Source organism: Bradyrhizobium nanningense, assembly GCF_004114535.1.
Taxonomy (GTDB): Bacteria; Pseudomonadota; Alphaproteobacteria; order Rhizobiales; family Xanthobacteraceae; genus Bradyrhizobium; species Bradyrhizobium nanningense.
In genome coordinates this window covers 119,897-136,096 of the sequence record NZ_LBJC01000005.1, presented here as the reverse complement: position 1 = coordinate 136,096, position 16,200 = coordinate 119,897, and the positions used below count along the sequence as shown (strand labels likewise).

At 62.3% G+C, this 16,200-nt stretch carries 11 protein-coding genes; 4 read left to right on the top strand and 7 right to left on the bottom strand.

Features of this window, described 5'->3' with window-relative positions; all coding sequences use genetic code 11:
* Nucleotides 1–594: 594 nt before the first annotated feature.
* Together XH84_RS02310 and XH84_RS02305 are read left to right on the top strand one after the other, a co-directional pair.
* The gene (locus tag XH84_RS02310) at nucleotides 595–2,460 is read left to right on the top strand and encodes a caspase family protein (protein ID WP_128917620.1); all 1,866 of its coding nucleotides are present in this window, start codon (nucleotides 595–597) and stop codon (nucleotides 2,458–2,460) included.
* Nucleotides 2,461–2,579: 119 nt separating this feature from the next.
* Complete coding sequence (locus XH84_RS02305) at nucleotides 2,580–3,572, top strand: hypothetical protein (protein ID WP_128917621.1); 993 nt, start codon at nucleotides 2,580–2,582, stop codon at nucleotides 3,570–3,572.
* A 24-nt stretch (nucleotides 3,573–3,596) separates the two neighbouring features.
* Here XH84_RS02305 and XH84_RS02300 read toward each other — a convergent pair whose 3' ends face one another.
* The 3 genes from XH84_RS02300 to XH84_RS02290 form a co-directional block, all read right to left on the bottom strand.
* Nucleotides 3,597–4,064, bottom strand: a complete 468-nt coding sequence (locus tag XH84_RS02300) for a DUF4384 domain-containing protein (protein WP_245471585.1) — start codon at nucleotides 4,062–4,064, stop codon at nucleotides 3,597–3,599.
* Nucleotides 4,065–4,262: 198 nt separating this feature from the next.
* A complete protein-coding gene (locus XH84_RS02295) occupies nucleotides 4,263–6,038 on the bottom strand; it encodes a caspase family protein (RefSeq protein ID WP_164936001.1) in 1,776 nt (591 codons plus the stop codon).
* A 57-nt stretch (nucleotides 6,039–6,095) separates the two neighbouring features.
* On the bottom strand, nucleotides 6,096–7,817 hold the full coding sequence (locus XH84_RS02290) for a hypothetical protein (RefSeq protein ID WP_128917624.1): 1,722 nt from the start codon (nucleotides 7,815–7,817) through the stop codon (nucleotides 6,096–6,098).
* Nucleotides 7,818–7,996: 179 nt separating this feature from the next.
* Between XH84_RS02290 and XH84_RS02285 the strand changes: the two genes are divergently transcribed.
* Together XH84_RS02285 and XH84_RS02280 are read left to right on the top strand one after the other, a co-directional pair.
* On the top strand, nucleotides 7,997–8,254 hold the full coding sequence (locus XH84_RS02285) for a hypothetical protein (RefSeq protein WP_245471584.1): 258 nt from the start codon (nucleotides 7,997–7,999) through the stop codon (nucleotides 8,252–8,254).
* 50 nt (nucleotides 8,255–8,304) lie between these two features.
* Entirely contained in the window at nucleotides 8,305–9,330 is a 1,026-nt protein-coding gene (locus tag XH84_RS02280) for a DUF4424 domain-containing protein (RefSeq protein WP_245471583.1), read from the top strand.
* A 9-nt stretch (nucleotides 9,331–9,339) separates the two neighbouring features.
* Here XH84_RS02280 and XH84_RS02275 read toward each other — a convergent pair whose 3' ends face one another.
* Genes XH84_RS02275 through tssM form a run of 4 tightly spaced genes read right to left on the bottom strand, consistent with a single transcriptional unit; the run spans nucleotide 9,340 to nucleotide 16,177 of the window.
* The gene (locus XH84_RS02275) at nucleotides 9,340–11,148 is read right to left on the bottom strand and encodes a serine/threonine-protein kinase (protein ID WP_128917627.1); all 1,809 of its coding nucleotides are present in this window, start codon (nucleotides 11,146–11,148) and stop codon (nucleotides 9,340–9,342) included.
* Entirely contained in the window at nucleotides 11,145–11,921 is a 777-nt protein-coding gene (locus tag XH84_RS02270; protein WP_128917628.1) for a PP2C family protein-serine/threonine phosphatase, read from the bottom strand. The genes XH84_RS02275 and XH84_RS02270 overlap by 4 nt, the downstream gene beginning before the upstream one ends.
* 6 nt (nucleotides 11,922–11,927) lie before the next feature.
* Entirely contained in the window at nucleotides 11,928–12,629 is a 702-nt protein-coding gene (gene tagF / locus XH84_RS02265) for a type VI secretion system-associated protein TagF (RefSeq protein WP_128917629.1), read from the bottom strand.
* Complete coding sequence (gene tssM, locus XH84_RS02260; RefSeq protein WP_128917630.1) at nucleotides 12,626–16,177, bottom strand: type VI secretion system membrane subunit TssM; 3,552 nt, start codon at nucleotides 16,175–16,177, stop codon at nucleotides 12,626–12,628. The genes tagF and tssM overlap by 4 nt, the downstream gene beginning before the upstream one ends.
* Nucleotides 16,178–16,200: the final 23 nt, after the last annotated feature.

Here is a 16,200-nt window from a genome sequence, read left to right as displayed (position 1 = left end):
AGGCGTCCAGATCTCATTCGATCGAACGACGACCACCCGACTTCGCTCCAACCGGGGGAGGCCTTCGAACCTCATTGCCTTGGTGCTATTCTCCGGCAAATGATGCTGGACAACGATCTGACCATCAAGCTGCGGTGATTTTCTCCATCTGTGACGGTGGAACCTCGTGGGCGCATGGGCGCCGCCCAATCGCTGGCAGGGTCCGAGAGACCTTCAGTACCGAGCCTGCGGCTGGTTCCCGCCCTCACGTGCCGCTCACTGAAACGTTGCTTCAAACGCGGCGCACGCCCTGTCACGGGGACGAGGCCAGATACAAAAATCAACAATTGTATCAATGACTTATAAAATTTCGGCGGTCGCGACGGCGGATGCCCCTGGCTTCTGAGCCATCGCCTGCCAAAACTTTAGATGCGAACTTGAACGCGTTCACTCCGACCAGCGACAACATGGAGAATGGATCAGCCTCGAAATTGTTACTGTACGCAAATCGGTGGCCGCCTCTAGCTTACAGATTGGTTCAGTGAGCATTATCTACGTTCGACGCGGCCATCTGAGCAACGCTACTCCTATTCGGCAGATGCTGGGTGTTTCGCCATGAGATTGTACAGACACCTCCAAGTTTGTCTCCTTCTTGCTGCTGCGCTGTTCCTCGCCTCTCAACCAGCTTGGGCAACAAAGCGCGTGGCCTTGGTCGTCGGCAATTCCGGCTACCAGAACGCCCCCCTGCTCCCGAATCCAGCCAACGACGCTGCGGCCATCACTGCGACCTTGAAGGCCGCAGGTTTCGACGTGGTTGACTCGAGGCTCAATCTCGCCGCGACCGACATGCGGCGAGCCCTGAGAGAGTTCGCCGATCAGGCCCGCGACGCCGACATTGCCCTGGTGTACTATGCGGGCCACGGTATCGAGATTGACGGAACGAACTATCTGATCCCGATAGACGCCAGACTCGAACGCGACACGGACATCTATGACGAGGCGTTCTCGCTTGACCGTGTCCTGCTTGCGATCGAGCCTGCAAGGCAGCTGCGCGTTGTGATCGTCGACGCGTGCCGCAACAATCCGTTTGCCGACTCGATGAAACGTACCGTTGCCTCGCGGTCGATCAGCCGCGGGCTGGCGAGGGTCGAGCCCACCGTCTCCAACACGCTGATCGCGTTTGCCGCCAAGGCCGGCCTTACCGCACTGGACGGCAACAGCAAGAATAGCCCGTACGCGACAGCTCTCGTGAAGTACATCGCAAAGCCGGGGCTCGACTTGCGCAGGGCCTTCGGCTTCGTCCGCGATGACGTCTTGCAGGCCACCGGCAACCGGCAGGAGCCCTACGTCTACGGTTCGCTGGGCGGCGACGACGTTGCACTTGTTCCGGCTGCCAAGGCAGAGGAGCCGATCCAAGCTGCCAATCCCCAGTCGGAAACTCGCCGCGACTACGAATTGGCGTTGCAGCTGCGCAATAAGCCCGCCCTGAACGCATTCCTGAGCCAGCATCCGGATGGATATTATGCAAATCTGGCCAAGCTGCAGCTTAATCAGCTCGAGGCCGAAGAGGCACGCGTCGCGGCGACAGCGAAGGCGCAGCAGGCCGAGGAGCAGCAAGCGCGCCTGATGTCCCAGGGAGCCCAGCGTGCCGACCGGGAGAAGGCCGCTGCGGACCTGAAGGCTGCGGAAGAGGCCCGCGTCGTCGCCGAGAAAGCGAAGCAAGCGGCGCAAGAGCAAGCTGCCGAGGCGGAGCGGAAACGAACCGCACCGGAATCCACAATCGTCGCTGCGCTTTCCGAGAATAATCCGGCTGTCGAGAGCACGGTTGCGGATAGCCCCGCAGCAGCTAAGTCCGCCGAGGACAACAAGACGCCCAAGCTCGCCGCGCTGAGCGCCGAGCCGCGCCAGACCGATATCGCAAAAGCCGATATCGCCAAGTCGGTCCAGAGCGAATTGAGTCGCGTCGGCTGCTTCACCGGCGCCGTCGATGGCCAGTGGAATGCGGCTTCACAGCGCTCGTTGGCGCTGTTCAACCGGCACGCGGGAACGAAATTCGACGTAAAGCTCGCAAGTCTCGACGCGCTTGACGCGATCAAGGTCAAGCCAGAACGGGTCTGTCCCGTGATCTGTGATCATGGCTACAGGGCTAGCGGCGACCAGTGCATCAGGATCACTTGTGCCGAGGGCTCGTTCCTCAACGACGACAACGAATGCGAGAAGCGGCGCGGGAAGAAGCCGGTTGCCAAGCGCAACACGGACGAAGGTTCGTCACGTGCGGATCGTTCGGCGCGCGAAAGATCGGAGCCCATGGCAGACGTTCCGCGGCGGCAAGCCACTGCGAAGGCGAGTGGCGGCGGCGGCAGCGGCCAGATCGTGTGTGACCAATATCTGTGCCGTCAGGTCCGTCGGGGCTGCCACCTTGACTACCGCGGCGGGGGAGGCCCCGGCAACAACACTGGGAATGTCGAGGTCTGCAATTAGCAAGGCGCGAGTTCGCCACGCCGTCATCGGAAGCCGCTTCGAGGATATGGCGAACAATGGAATTGTAACATCGGGTCGGCCAGGTCCGTGCCCGACGCGGCCGATGCGGAGCGACCCTCGTGGTGGCGTGTGAGCTCGAACAGAAGGATGCCCAGTCGTTTCCAGGGGTGACGCTCTTTACGAAGCGGCTGGCGCCCGGCATGAAGCCGACCGCGGTCTATCTTCCGCCAAAGCACGCAACCGCTGCCACCAAGCTCGACATCGTGATCTGGCTGCATGGCTTCTACGTCAAGGACCATGAATTTCTGTTTCGCAACGATCCTGCGCGGCTCCGCGAACAAGTTCGGGATTCCGGCAAGGACGTCGTGCTCATCGCGCCGTTTTTGGGCTATGAATATGCCGTCGGCGAGACCTTTGCTGGAAATTACAGCGTCAACGATCTGGCAGCGCCGAACTGGGGCGAACGCTACCTCGAGGAAATCCTTGGAGCTCTGGCCAGGTTCTTGGGAGGCTCGTCGACGTCCATTCCTCAGCTCCAGATCGGCAAGCTCATCATCGCATGCCACTCCGGCGGTGGTAACGGCATGCGCAATCTGGTCGGGACCCTCGGAAGGTATCAGGCGAAGCTGACTGCCTGTTGGGGATTTGACTGTCTCTACGGAGCCAAGGCGCGGCCTGACGATGCCACCTTCTGGTATCAATGGCTGTCTGGACAGAGCGGCTCTGCGCTCGAGATCGTGTATGGTCCATCAACGCTGCCGCAGTCCGTGAAGTTGGATCTGATAGGACGCGGGCTGGCGACCCCCGACGGCAATCAAGCGCAGCCTCAGCGCCCTGCCCTCAAGAACCTCCGCGTGAGCGTAGGTCACTACGATCTGTTCCCGGCATTTGGTCAGATGGTCAGAGTCGCCGATCTGGACGAAGCTTACGTGGATCGGTTCATGATACCCCAGGTCGCCGACCAACCACGGCTGCATCAGAAGGCTGCGCCGTCGAGTGGTGAGTTCCTCCAACACGCGATTTCCAATGTTCGCCGCGCGTTTCCCTTCCCTAACGACATTCATTACATGATCGCCCGTGGCGGCTTCTTCAGCCGGCTCAGCAAGCTTTGACCTTGGCGGCCTATCCGCACGAATTCACTTGATGGAATAGGATTTGACGTCGAACGACCAATTGTTCGGCACGAGCTTCCCGGTGGCGTTGTCCGGCACGCGCAGCTCACTGGTCCAGGCCGATAGATAGCTAAGGGCCTCGGCTTGATCTTTGAGCTTGCGCGGCAAGTCCGGCAGATCGAGCAATTGGACACGTCGCTCGCTCAGGATGGCGATCATCACTGCAGACCCGGCCGGCGGTGCGACGACGTACTCAAAACCTCGCTGCCGTGCAGCCGGGCTCGGAACGACAAATTCGACGCCGGGCTTGACGAGATTGATATCGCGGCCGTCCGACTGCGCCAGGAGTTCGGGAGTCGGAAAGATCTGGGACATGCGTCCTTCCGCATCGATGTCCACCAAAATGAGATATCCAGGCTTCCTGGCGGTGACGCCGAACGAGACCTTGCCGCCGAGGTTGACGGTCTGGCCTGGCAGGATCTGGAGCGACACGCTTGCAGTATTGGCTTGGCTACGCGCCGCCTGCACGGGCCAAAGCCAAGATGCATGCGTGCCGGCAGGAAGCGATGCCGACGGCAACGGTGCTGCGCACGCTGCTCCGCCACCCGCCAATAACGGCAGCAGAAGGATTGCGAACCACGGTCGCTCGCGGTGGATCAGATGCAATGACGGCACCGGCTGCCCCTCCCGCTAGGGAGCACTGAAGAAGCCGATCGAAGCGATTCGGGCGTCCGCGGGCAAGTAGCGTTCAAGGCTTTTGATCATCTGCCCCGAGGCGCGACGCCGGTTAAGCTGGATCAAGGCCGTCTCAAGATCGACCATGCGTTGCTGCGAGGTCACCGCAACGATCTGTTCCGCACCGAAGGGTTCACCGACCCTCAGCGGCAGGCGCAAGCTCGTCGATCGGGCCAATGCAGGATCAGAACCCACCGGATACAACATTTGGATGGTGCCATCGCCGGAGACATTGAACAACAACACCGCCCTCGACGCCACATCAGACAGATCAACCTCGACGGTTTGGCCAGCCTTCTGCTGGCGGTCGTCTGGCCATATGCGCATCATCTGCGGCGACCGAACCGCCATACGCTTGAGTTCGCGAATTGCCGCGGTCCGGTCCACAACGGTTGATAGGCCGGCAACGTCCATCCCATACGCAACCACGTCGCCCCATGCGATCACATCGTGCGACACCGGATCCCAGATCAGGTCCGGATTGTCCGTCGGCTGAACGGCCTGGACGGGAATATCCTTTGTCGTCACGCTCGCAAAGTAGTTCGTCTTGCCGTCGAGCGCCGCGAGCCGGATCGGCGAAGTGAGGCGAAGCGGTGGCGTTTCGCCGATCGGAAGGTCCTTGGTCGGTACCGCGGCAAGGGTCGGAACGGTGGATGCCTTGGCCGTGACCGCCGGCGGCGGCGCCTGGGCCTCGACGGGCGCGGCGGTCCCGGCCGGACCAGAGGCTGCCCTTGCGGCCGGCCCCTGAATCAAGACGACGCCGCGCGTCAATCCGAAGGCAATTTCGGTGTCCGGTGTCTGAGCCGGCGATGATATCGTCACGATGTTCTGGCGCTGGTCCGATAGCTGATAGACCACCTGCCGAACATTGCTGAAGAGCTCCTTGAGCGTCACCTTCCCATCGTGATTGATGTCCGCACTACCTTCGACCGCACGCGCGACTGCATAGCTGAGAGCCCCGCGGAGGCCATCGACGCCGGGAATGCGGACTTCCGGCGCCTTCGTATAGCGGTCCACCGCGGCCAGGAACGCCGTGCGGTCAAGGTCGAGCTCCGACTTCGGATCGTTGCTATCAGAGACCGGCTTCAGTTCGTCGACCAGCAATGTATAGCGCGGCACCTGCCGGAAGCTCATTTCAGCGGCACGCGGATCGATATCGCGCACCATACCGCCGCCATGGCAGGTATCAGCCACGAAAATCACCTTCGCTCCGCGCAACTCGAACTGCCGGATGAAATGGTTGAACTCGCTGCCCAGAATGCGCTCGACAGAACCGGTCGGCGTGGTTTCGAAGCCCGGCAGCAGGAATACGTTTTCCATCCCGTCCGGCTCCGAGCCCTTGACGCGCTCCGGTTCCTGGGTGCCATGACCGGCGATCGACAGAAAGATGAGGTCGTTGCTCCCGGTCCGCTCCACCAGCGCACTGATTTCGCGCAAAACGCTTGCCCTGTCGGCCTGTGCATTCGCGAGTTCGACGACGTCGGCGACCCCCATCGACTTCAAGCTGGCGACAATGTCGGTGGCGTCGGCGACCGCGCCCTTCAACTTGCGTACGTGCTGATAATCATCGATGCCGATGACGAGAGCGCGCACCGCCGCTCCCTCCGGATTGCTGATCGACAACCCGCCAGCCGCATGCGCGCGCGGGGCCGTCAGCCCGATCAACCCAGCCAGACCGATGGTTGCGCATAGCCGCCCGATCTTCCAATCAAGTCGCCTGGGCATCCGCATCGTAAGCCACCTCGACATCCTGCCTACCCATTCTGTAGCGCGAACGGCATGGCCGGTTCAGCGCCTTTTGCTTGCCGTCTTGCGCCCCGCCTGCGGTTCGGTCTCTTGATAGGCGCTCGCGGAAACCGTCGCCTGATCATCCGCGAAGGCCTTGAAGCGGACCGGAACGTAGCCGCGCGAGAGCAGGCTCGCCAACGGATAGACGTTGCGGCAGACGCGACCGTTGCAGCCGCCAGTCGAGGATTCCATCACCTCGGCCTTGCGATCGGGCGTGAATCGCAGGAACAGCATCACGTGCGAGCCAGGCTTGTTCAGCGCATCGCCGGGCTTCAGGTCCCATGGATTTGTCACGGGGGCTGCAATCGCAGGAATTGCGGCAGTCGTATAGTGGACGGAGAGCCCCCACGCAGCGCTGACGAATGCCGAACAGTCGACGCCAGCCACATCCGGTCGCGGTGCGTTGCGAGTGCACACATTGCCGGCCAGCGTTCCGCTCTCGATCCGCTGCCGGAAGCTTGCGAGCGAACCGTGGCAGCCCCAGCAATAGGGTACGCCGCGCACCTCCTGGTTCACCTTGCCCTGCAAATACCACGGCCGCCGAATACGGCTGAAGCCGCTGCATTGGCTGTCGGGATCGCTGCCGTAGTTCGCCTGCGTCAGCTTCCACTGGATGCCCTCGAATGCGAACGCGGTCTCGATCGCCTGCTGCCGATTGGACGGCCTCACCGCAGCCGACGCGTTGAATGTGACGCCGGATTGCGGTGCTGGCGCAGCTGCCGTTCGCGACGGCCGCACGTCGATGATCGAAGCGTTGTTGAGAGGCCTGAAACCGACGCCAACCACCTCAATACCGTCGGGCTTGGTCCGCAGGAAATAGACGTCACCGTCGCCAGAGACCGTGACGAATCGCCTCGTCAGCGGCGCATTTTCAAGAGGAAGCTCATAAATTCCCTCGAGACGCCCATTCGCGGCGTAGCGTGCGACGAACGTGGAGGCGTTCTTTCCCGATGGCGGAATGTCTTCCGCCAGCACGTAGAAGCGGTCGCTGTTGTCTATCTCGAGGAATTCCACCGCGCCGAGCTGGTTGCGGACCCGGAGGGCGAGTTGGCCGATCGTCTCGTTAGTGACCATCGTCTGGATCTCGACTCGTACGCCCGCATTGCCCTTGTCCGGAATGATATCGGCGATCACGGAGCCCTTGCCTCGAGACGCCACATATTGCCGGTCGGGCTGCCGCGTCGTCTTGATGATGGCTGCTCGGGTGTTCTGGTCGAGCAAGTCGGCCGCGCTGCCGGGCGCCTGCGAACCCATCTGGGCGAAAGCGGAAACGGCAACCTGGTCGTCCGCCCCACGGCTCGAGACCTCCTCGAGCTGGATCACGTCGCCGCCGAGTCCGCGCGTGGATTGTCCGGCCGCCGCCTTCAGCGTCCGCACGCCGCCGTCCCAAACCATGATGTCGTCGTTGCGGACGACAAGGTCCGTCGGCTGAACGTCCTTCGGCATCTTCAGGATGTCCGGATCAGAATTCGGCTGCTTGGGATCGAACTGGAGAATACGGCCGTTAATCTGATCAAGCACAAACAGGTTGCCCTGCCCGTCGGCGCTGATCGCTTGCGGACCTGCGAGTTCCACGTCCTCGCTGGGCGGGACAATGCCAACCATAGAAGCAGCCGAACCGTCGCCAAAGCTGCGTACGACGGTATCGTCGGCATGCGCCTGGTTTCCGAAGATGCCAGCGCCAACGATGACGGCCCAGATCCAACGCTTTAGACGAAGCATGTTCTCGATGTATCCCGAACCAATCGCCGCGTCGGATCGACTAATCCCAGATGCCGGTAACGCGGCGCTTCAATTAGTGGTGAGCAATCTCAATCTCGTTCAATTCATCACTGGACGGTGATTGTCCTAACCCTCTTCAGCTTGCGGTGCAAACCATGGCCCGGAACAGATTTGAGCAAGTGAATGAAGTCCAGCCCGACGCGATCACACTGGTGCTGAAGCGCGACAATGACGGCGCTTCCGGATCAGTCGTGCTGCCGGCGGCCGCAAGCGGGGGACGACTGGCTACCGACCAGACCAGCGCACTTTTGCCGGCGCAGGATGCCTTTCGTGGCGCGATCCGACTGGCGAACGACCTGAAGCTCGCGGTCGTGGTGTGCGACCCGGACGGGGTCTGGAAATCCGAGTGGGGCGATCTCTATCAGCCGATCGATTGAGGCATACCGGACGCAACCAACATATGCTGCGCTGCCACATGGAGACAGCCATGGTGAATGGCTCCCCTGCCCAACCGTCCTTCCGAATACCGGCTTTGACGTTGGTGTTTTTGGTTGCGACGGTGTGGCCGGCCCGCGCCAACGATTCAGCCGCGGAATTATCAATCGGCGGGCTCCAATTCGTGCGCACCAATAACGTGACCATGGAGAGCGAGAACCTTCGTATCGCGCTCGACAACGTCACCGTTCGGTACCAGTTCGCCAACGTCACCGCCAAGCCGATCACATTGACTGTCGCCTTCCCGCTGCCCGACATCGACCTCTCGGAGGCCGAGAACATTGCTCTGCCGTCAAATGATCCGGTCAACTTCGTCGACTTCACGACCAAGGTCGACGGCAGCCCGACGCCTCTGACCATTGATCAGCGGGCCATGGTCGGCAACAAGGATGTCAGCGCCTTGCTGCGCGAGCTCAAATTGCCGCTGCTTCCGATCGGCGGCCGCGAGATCCGGGTGGCTGACCTGCCCGAGGCGACCCGAACCCGGCTCGTGAACGAGGGACTTCTGCTGCCTGCCGGGATGAGTGACAACGGTCGCCAGCAATATGCACCCGGCTGGGTTATCAAGACCTCTGCGGTACGTCAGCAGGTATTTCCGGCCGCGAACACCGTCACCGTTGAACACCAATATCGGCCGAGCGTCGGCTCCAGTCCGGACACCATCCTACGCTCCGGCCTGCGTCGCAGCAGCGCTCTCAGTCAGGAAGTCCAGCGTTACCGGAAAGAGTACTGCGTTCAGGACGCGTTCCTTGCAGAGCTCGACAAGCGCGCAGGCAGCAACCAGGCCAACACCAAGAACCTGCAGGAACGGCGCATATCCTACGTGCTCAAAACCGGCGCGAATTGGGCGGGTCCGATCCGGTCGTTCAAGCTGACGATCGATCCAGGCGGCAGCGACCGCCTGGTGAGTTTCTGTCCGGGGCGGCTCAAAGCATCCACCGGCAGCACGCTTGAATATACATCAAGCGACTTCAAGCCGGATGCCGATCTGAAGATCCTGATCATCGGAACATTCTGAGCGTGCCGATCAGTTCGTGAGCAGCACGTACCGTGCGGCTGCGATGATTGCTACCTTGTTCCGCTGAGATTCGCTGAGCGCCTGCAGGAAGAATGTGTCGGCAGCGATCGGCTTCGGCTGGCGCAAAGAATCCAGGACCTGCGGGGTCGCTACGACCAGCAGCAGCTGCGGTCCGCTCCCACGTGGTGTCGGGAGCGCAAACGAAAGCGAGTCGATACCCGGTTTCAGAAGATAGCTCAGGCTCTGGACCTCGCCACGATCCGACACCATCAGCAGCTCCACAACGCGGTTGGCGAAGTTCTCAATGGTGCCGTTGAGGGTTTCGCCGCCCTTGAGCTCTGTCGCCGACAGGTTGATGCGCGGCGCTCGCGCCTGATCGCTCCCGACCTCTCTCAAGAACTTGACGGCCGGACATTGAGCTGGGGTCACCTGCCTGACGCCGACCGAGGCCTCGAAGCCCTGCTCACGCCGGAACGCCTTGTCGAAAGCGTCGAACGGGACGGTCGAGGCGCCGAAGCCTTCGATGACGGCGGCGTTCTGGCTTACGGCGACCGGCAGGATGAAGAAGCAGTCGCCGCCGGAATATTGCGCCACATATTTGCGGATGCGATCGGTTCGCCCGGCCCCATCGGGTGTTGGAGATGGCGTCACCGTCGGCGGCACCGGCAGCTTGACCGGCTCCTGGCGTCCCCCCTGCGGGACAGCTGGCTCGGCCTTCGGCGGCGCCATCGTCCCGGCAAGTTTCGGAGGTGGCGGCAACACCGTAGTGCCCGGACCCGACCAGATCAGCTTGTAGAAGGCATATCCTCCTCCGCCGAACAGGAGCAACATCATTACCACTCCCGCGCCGTACCAGAGACGACCCCGCCTCCACACCGTCGGTGGCGGCCTGTCCTGCGGCGCCGGCGCCCCTCCTTCCGGCCGCCGCAGCGGATCGAACCCGTACAATGGCGCGACTGGTGTCTCAGCCGAACCAACCGGCGCCCAGTTAGCGACCTCCGCCATGCTCGGACGCAATGCCGGATCAGGCTGCAGCATCCGCTCCAGCAAAGGCCGGATGCGCATGTCCACCGCTCCGAGATCCGGCACACGCCGGCGCTTCTCCACCAGTTGAAATTGACTGCCGCCCATGTCGAGCTTTTGCCCGGTCAGCGCGTGGAACAGGACGAGCCCGAAGCTGTAGACATCGGATTTAGCGGTGACCTCGTTGCCGTAGAGTCCGACCTGTTCCGGCGATGCGTAATTGTCCTTTCCGGCAAAGCCCGAGCCAATGATGGTCTTGTCCCCCAGCTGGGTCGATCGGGCGATGCCGAAGTCGATGAGCTTGGCCCGCCTGACGTCGTCGAGCGGCACAATGATGTTGTCCGGGGAAACGTCGCGATGGATGATGCCGTGCTCATGGGCGGCATGCAGCCCTGATGCGACGCGCTGCATCAGCTTGATCAGCGCTTCGAGGGTCAACGGGCCGTCATCGAGCATGTTCGAGAGCGAGCGGCCGTTCACGAACTCCATCGCGAGATACGGCCGCTGCAATACGGGCTCCACCGTGAACAGGAAGTAGCGAACGATCGCGTCGTGCGGCAGATTGTGGAGCGCTGCGGCCTCTCGACGGAACAGCGCCAGAGCGGCTTCGTTCTCGACCATATCGGGCAGCAGCATTTTGACCGCAACAGGCGATCCGGTCTGGATCTCGCGGCATTTATAGACTTCACCCATGCCGCCGGCGCCGATCATCGCTTCGATCTCGTAGATGCCATTGAGTCGGGTGCCGGTCGGCACGCCTCTGTAAGACGATCGGAACGGATCGTTCGGGGTCATAATTGCGGCTTCCAATCGAGCGGCGATCTTGTTGTCTCCTGTGATTGTGGTGCCAGCAGCCGCACAATCACGATTGTCACGTTGTCGAGACCGCCACGATCAAGAGCCAGCGCGAGCATGTCATCGCAGGCCGCCTGTGCCCGTCGCGTCGCCGCATGGTGCAGGATCTCATCGTCCTGCAGGTGCTTCGTCAGGCCATCGCTGCAGATCACGAAGATGTCTTCCTCCACGGCCGGGCCGGTCACCACCTCAAACTCCGGATCATCGGCGATGCCGACGGCGCGCGTAATGGCATTGCTCGGCCAATCCTTCACGTCTTCGCGCGACAGCGCACCTTCGGCGATCAGTTCCTCGAGTTCGCTATGATCATGCGACACCTGGTTAATGATCCCGCGGTTGATCAGATAGACCCGGCTGTCGCCCGCCCATATGCAGGCATAATAGCCGTCGCGAACGAGCAAGACCGCTGCCGTGGTCCCGACGGTTGCTCCCTGTCGCTCGCGGCTAAGCGCCAGGATCTGCTGGTTTGCGCTGAACAGCCGCACCTCGCATTCCGTCAGCAGGTCTGCGGCGGACTCGAGCGTTCCGATCGCGTCGAGCGACTGCACCACGATGCGACTGGCGAGATCGCCGGCCTCGTGACCGCCCATCCCGTCGGCCACAGCCCACAAGCCGACGTCTGTTCGCACCAGGAATGAATCTTCGTTACGCTCCCGCACCCGTCCAGCGTGAGTGACGCTACCGACGTCGAATAAGGTTGGGACGTGTATCATCGCGCGTCATCCCGCCGCCGGTCCCGCAACTGCGAGATCGCCGGTCAACAGCATCGAATAGTGAAACGGATCCGGCAACCCGCGGCAACTCAGCGCCATTGACGGAAACCCTTCGCCTCCTGCGGTCCACCAGAAGCTCGCGGCGGCGTAGACCTCGGGGGCGGCGGTGCAAAGTGTGGCAAACGTTCCCGCGAACGCATCGATCGCCGACCCCCTTGCTACTGCGGTGGTACCAAACAAAATGATCGATGGACCGCCGGCGGCGGTCTCCCGCAATCGCGGCACCTCAAGACGATCCAGGGCGTCGGATATCTGCTCGAAAGTCGCGGTCTGATCCAAGGTCGAAAGCAGGAACGCCTCCGCTTGCCCAAACCATTCATCCTGCGGGTCGATGTTCGGTGGTGCAAAGCCCCCGCCCTCGCGCGCCATTGCGTGTAGCGTCAATGGATAGTACCGCCCGACCCCGTCGAGCGATGGCATGATCGCTCCTGTGACCGTGGTACCGCAGATCGTTGCACCGAGCCAAAATCGCCAAACCGGTGCGGTCACGAAGGCCTGCCGCCAATCTGCGCCCAGCTGGTGACGACTTGCGGACAGCGCAGCCTGCACCCACGGCTCCCAGGCTTCAAGGAAGCTGCGCGGCGTCGCGATTGCGATAAAGTCGCGTTTTGCACCGATCTTGCCGAATAAACCGCAGCGCATGGTCATATTCCCGTCGGGCAGCGAAACTCGCGGAGCACTGACATGTTCAGGGGATTGCGCAACGATCCGGTCGAGATCTGATAGTTGAGCTCGCGTCCGGCGACGATGAAGGTCGCGCTGGCAGTTTCCGCCTTCGCCACCAATGAACCGGCTTCCAGCATCCGGAACAACGACCAGGGACCGGTTCGCTCGAGGACGGAGGGCGGGCCGGTGTCGTTGCTCACGGAAATTGCCGTTCGCGGCGACGGGCCGGGCCATAAGACCGTCGTCGGCGCGTTGCTCTGTGGTTGCGGCGCAGGCGGGGGTTGCGGACCGCCGAACAAGGATGACGTCGCCGGTCCGGGACTGGTCGGGCCCGTAATCGTGGTACCGCCGATCTCGGTCTTGACGGTCACGCCCGGTCCGGCTGAACCGGGCGGCCGAATTGCGAACGATACCGCCGGCACGGCCCCACCCGTCTGGAAGAACGCATCGCGGATATAGGCGGCATTCTGGAATTGCTTGAGCGTATCCGGAGAAAACGATCGTCCGACGGGACTTTCCTTCCGCCAGACCCAGTCCGACCGAGACGTATCGGCGTAAGGGGCGAGGTATTGGGCGAAGAACTTATCCATGATCCCGTTCGGGCTGAATACCTTGGCGAAGTCCGCGAGCGGAACCTCTTGGGTGCTGCCCCGGACGAACGGATAGCGGTTGGTCACCGTCTGTTGGCAGGCCGGCGTGACCTGATCGCGCAGCGTCTGCAGGATCTGTCCCGCGGTCGAGGCCGCGATGCTCCCTTCGAACTCGGCAGCCGCCGCTCGCAGCATGTCGGAGAACGGCGGAGGCATCCGCGAGGCATTGTTGCGAAGGGCCGCGACCTGGGTCTGAAGCGCGGCAGTCGCCTGCGCGGTCAGTTGCGGATTCTCGATGATCAGCGTGAGGCTCTGCGCGATGTCGTTCAGGTTGGCGATGGTCGAGTCGATCGGCCGGCGTGTACTCTCGCCTTCGAGCACGGCGTGGTAGGGTTTGAACTGTGCCTCGATCGTCGCGCCAGGGGGACCGTCCTGCGCATTTGTGAACAGTGCTGGTGCCGGTGGCACGGCAACCGCCGCCGCGGGTGCCGCGGAGTTCGCCGCCGTCTTTGGGCGTTCCTTTGTCAGCATTGTTTCGTCGCGAACCGATTCCAGGATCTGCCGCATCGGCGAGGTCGGCGCGGAAAGCGCTCGCAGCACCTCGTATTTGGGCTTGTCGGCGAGCAGCTTCTTCAGGCGCAGGCTCCCAAGTGCCGTGCGCCAGGTCGTCACGAAATCGTTGGAATAGATACTGAGCAGATCGCTCGCCAAATTGTCGTATTGCTGCTCGATGGCCGACTGCTGACCGGCATCACCCAAGACCCAACGTTCCCGCTTCATCCGCTCCGACAGTCCAGGCAGCCGCGCCACGAACTTCTGATGGAAGCCGTTATACGTGAAGAACTCCGGCACCCGCACGGCATCAAGCGGCTGCGCGGTCGTGGATTCGAACACGACGGCCATGTCCGGACCACCGCGCCGGCTGGCGATCCAGTCGCCAGCTGTCGACGCACGCGCCTCCGATTTCAAGAACTCGTAGGCACGTTGCGAGACGCTCAGGCGCGCGAGGGAGCTCTGGGCCTGCTTGATCAATCGGCCGTCGAGTTCCACCAGCGGGGGCTGTTCGGTCTCGAGGTCGAACATCGCTACGAGGTTGTCGTCGAGCAGACGCCGCCCTTCCGCATTGGTCGCGCCGGGATAGAGGTTGTCGGCCCAGTCACGCTGCATCCAGGAGCGGATCAGCTCGCGGTCCGGCGACTGCAGGCCACCAAGCATCAGGTAGACCTTCAGCGCCTCGTAAACGAAGGCCGGCTCGTTGATGCGGGCGTTGAGCTGCTCCTCCAGGCGATAGAGAAGGCGCGGCCGGAACATGCGCTCGAGCGCCGTATGATAGGCTGCTTTCGAGGGCGATAGCAGCCGGGCGTGCTGACTGAGCCCATAGCGGGCCGACAGAGGCACCGATTCGTTGCGCGATCCGTAGCCCGCCGGTGCATTGCGCAGCCGGTAGAGCAGCGGCAGCACCTTGTCGAGGTCACGATCGGCGATCAGCGTCTCCTTGATAAGTGGCGCTCCGGCGGTCGCATACTCCCCGTCCGCCTGCAAGCTCTGCTCGATCAAATCGGAATTGCGCTTGTAGCTCGTCAGCCAGGCTGCGATCAGCCCGATCGAGACCAGTCCGATCAACGACAGCGCTGCGGTTTTCAGGATCAGTGCACGGCGTACCGCGGCGCGGTCGGTCGAGACCCAATCGGCCTCGCCGATGATGACTTTGGAAATCAGGTCTGCCAGGAAGTAGCTCTTGCCCGTGCCCGAATAGGATCCGGAACCAACCTCCTCCGCGCCGAACGTACGCGCCAACGATCCGATCAATTGGTCGATCGGCGTGCCTTGCTGTGTGCCCGAAGTGAAGTAGAACCCGCGCAGGTTCGCATTGACGTGATAGCGCGTCGGCTCGAAGATCTGGTTGAGGAAGTCGTGGATCTGGGGTTTGAGCCGCGCCATCTGCGCTGGGAAACCGAACAATTGCACACGATGCTGCGGCGTCGGCTCGTCCTGCAGACGATCGAGCGTTTCCTCGCTCAGGCGCTCCAGCAGACGGTCGAACTCGACCGGGATCTGCCCCACCAGATTTTGGGTCTTGTCGGCGGTCTGGAACGTGGCACCCCAGACCTGACGGCGGCCAGCCTCGCCGAGATAGGCGAAATATTCGGTGAAGCCGGCAACGAGATCGGCCTTGGTAAAGAGCGCATAGACCGGGAAGCTGACCTTCAGCCTTTGGTGCAGCTCGAGCAGGCGCATCCTGATGGCGTCGGCGTGGAGCGCGAGCTCCTGCTTCGGTAGCGTCAAGACGTCTTCGATGCTGATGGCGACGAGAACGCCATTGATCGGCTGGCGGGACCGGCTCTTCTTCAGGATATCCAGGAACGCCAGCCAGCTGTCCTTGTCGGCCTTGCTGTTGGAATCCTGGGTGGTGTAGCGGCCGGCCGTGTCGATCAGCACCGCTTCGTCGGTAAACCACCAATCGCAATAGCGGGTACCGCCGACCCCGGCGATCGCCGCCGGCGTCGCGCCACGCGCGAGCGGAAATTTGAGGCCGGAATTGACCAGCGCCGTGGTCTTGCCGGCGCCGGGCGGGCCGATGATGACGTACCAGGGTATATCGTAGAGATAGCCCGACTTGTTGCCACTGGCGGTCTTCAGCGTCGCGAGCGCATCCTTCATGCGCTCCTTGAGCACCGGCTCGTCGCTGACCGGCTGATCCGCACCGGCGATACCGTCGGCAATCTCCTTGGCATTCTTGCGCCGCCTGAACAGATTGAGGCCGACGACAGCTGCCACGGCCGCGGTCAGCAGCAGAATAGCGATCTGGCGGACGATATGGTTCTCCAGCGGCCGCCAATCGCCGAACGCGATGAAGGGACCGGCGAAATAGATCACCGCGCCGAGCGAGCTGAGCCCAACCCCGTAGAGAATGATGCGGATAATGTCCTTGGCAAGCATCTAACCGTACCTGTCGCAAACCG

Excerpts from the sequence above, each read along its gene's own strand:
- XH84_RS02270 (WP_128917628.1), bottom strand. The coding sequence starts at position 11,921 with ATGATACACGTCCCAACCTTATTCGACGTCGGTAGCGTCACTCACGCT.
- XH84_RS02290 (WP_128917624.1), bottom strand. The coding sequence starts at position 7,817 with ATGCTTCGTCTAAAGCGTTGGATCTGGGCCGTCATCGTTGGCGCTGGC.
- tagF (WP_128917629.1), bottom strand. The coding sequence starts at position 12,629 with ATGACCATGCGCTGCGGTTTATTCGGCAAGATCGGTGCAAAACGCGAC.
- XH84_RS02280 (WP_245471583.1), top strand. The coding sequence starts at position 8,305 with ATGGTGAATGGCTCCCCTGCCCAACCGTCCTTCCGAATACCGGCTTTG.
- XH84_RS02310 (WP_128917620.1), top strand. The coding sequence starts at position 595 with ATGAGATTGTACAGACACCTCCAAGTTTGTCTCCTTCTTGCTGCTGCG.
- XH84_RS02275 (WP_128917627.1), bottom strand. The coding sequence starts at position 11,148 with ATGACCCCGAACGATCCGTTCCGATCGTCTTACAGAGGCGTGCCGACC.
- tssM (WP_128917630.1), bottom strand. The coding sequence starts at position 16,177 with ATGCTTGCCAAGGACATTATCCGCATCATTCTCTACGGGGTTGGGCTC.
- XH84_RS02295 (WP_164936001.1), bottom strand. The coding sequence starts at position 6,038 with ATGCGGATGCCCAGGCGACTTGATTGGAAGATCGGGCGGCTATGCGCA.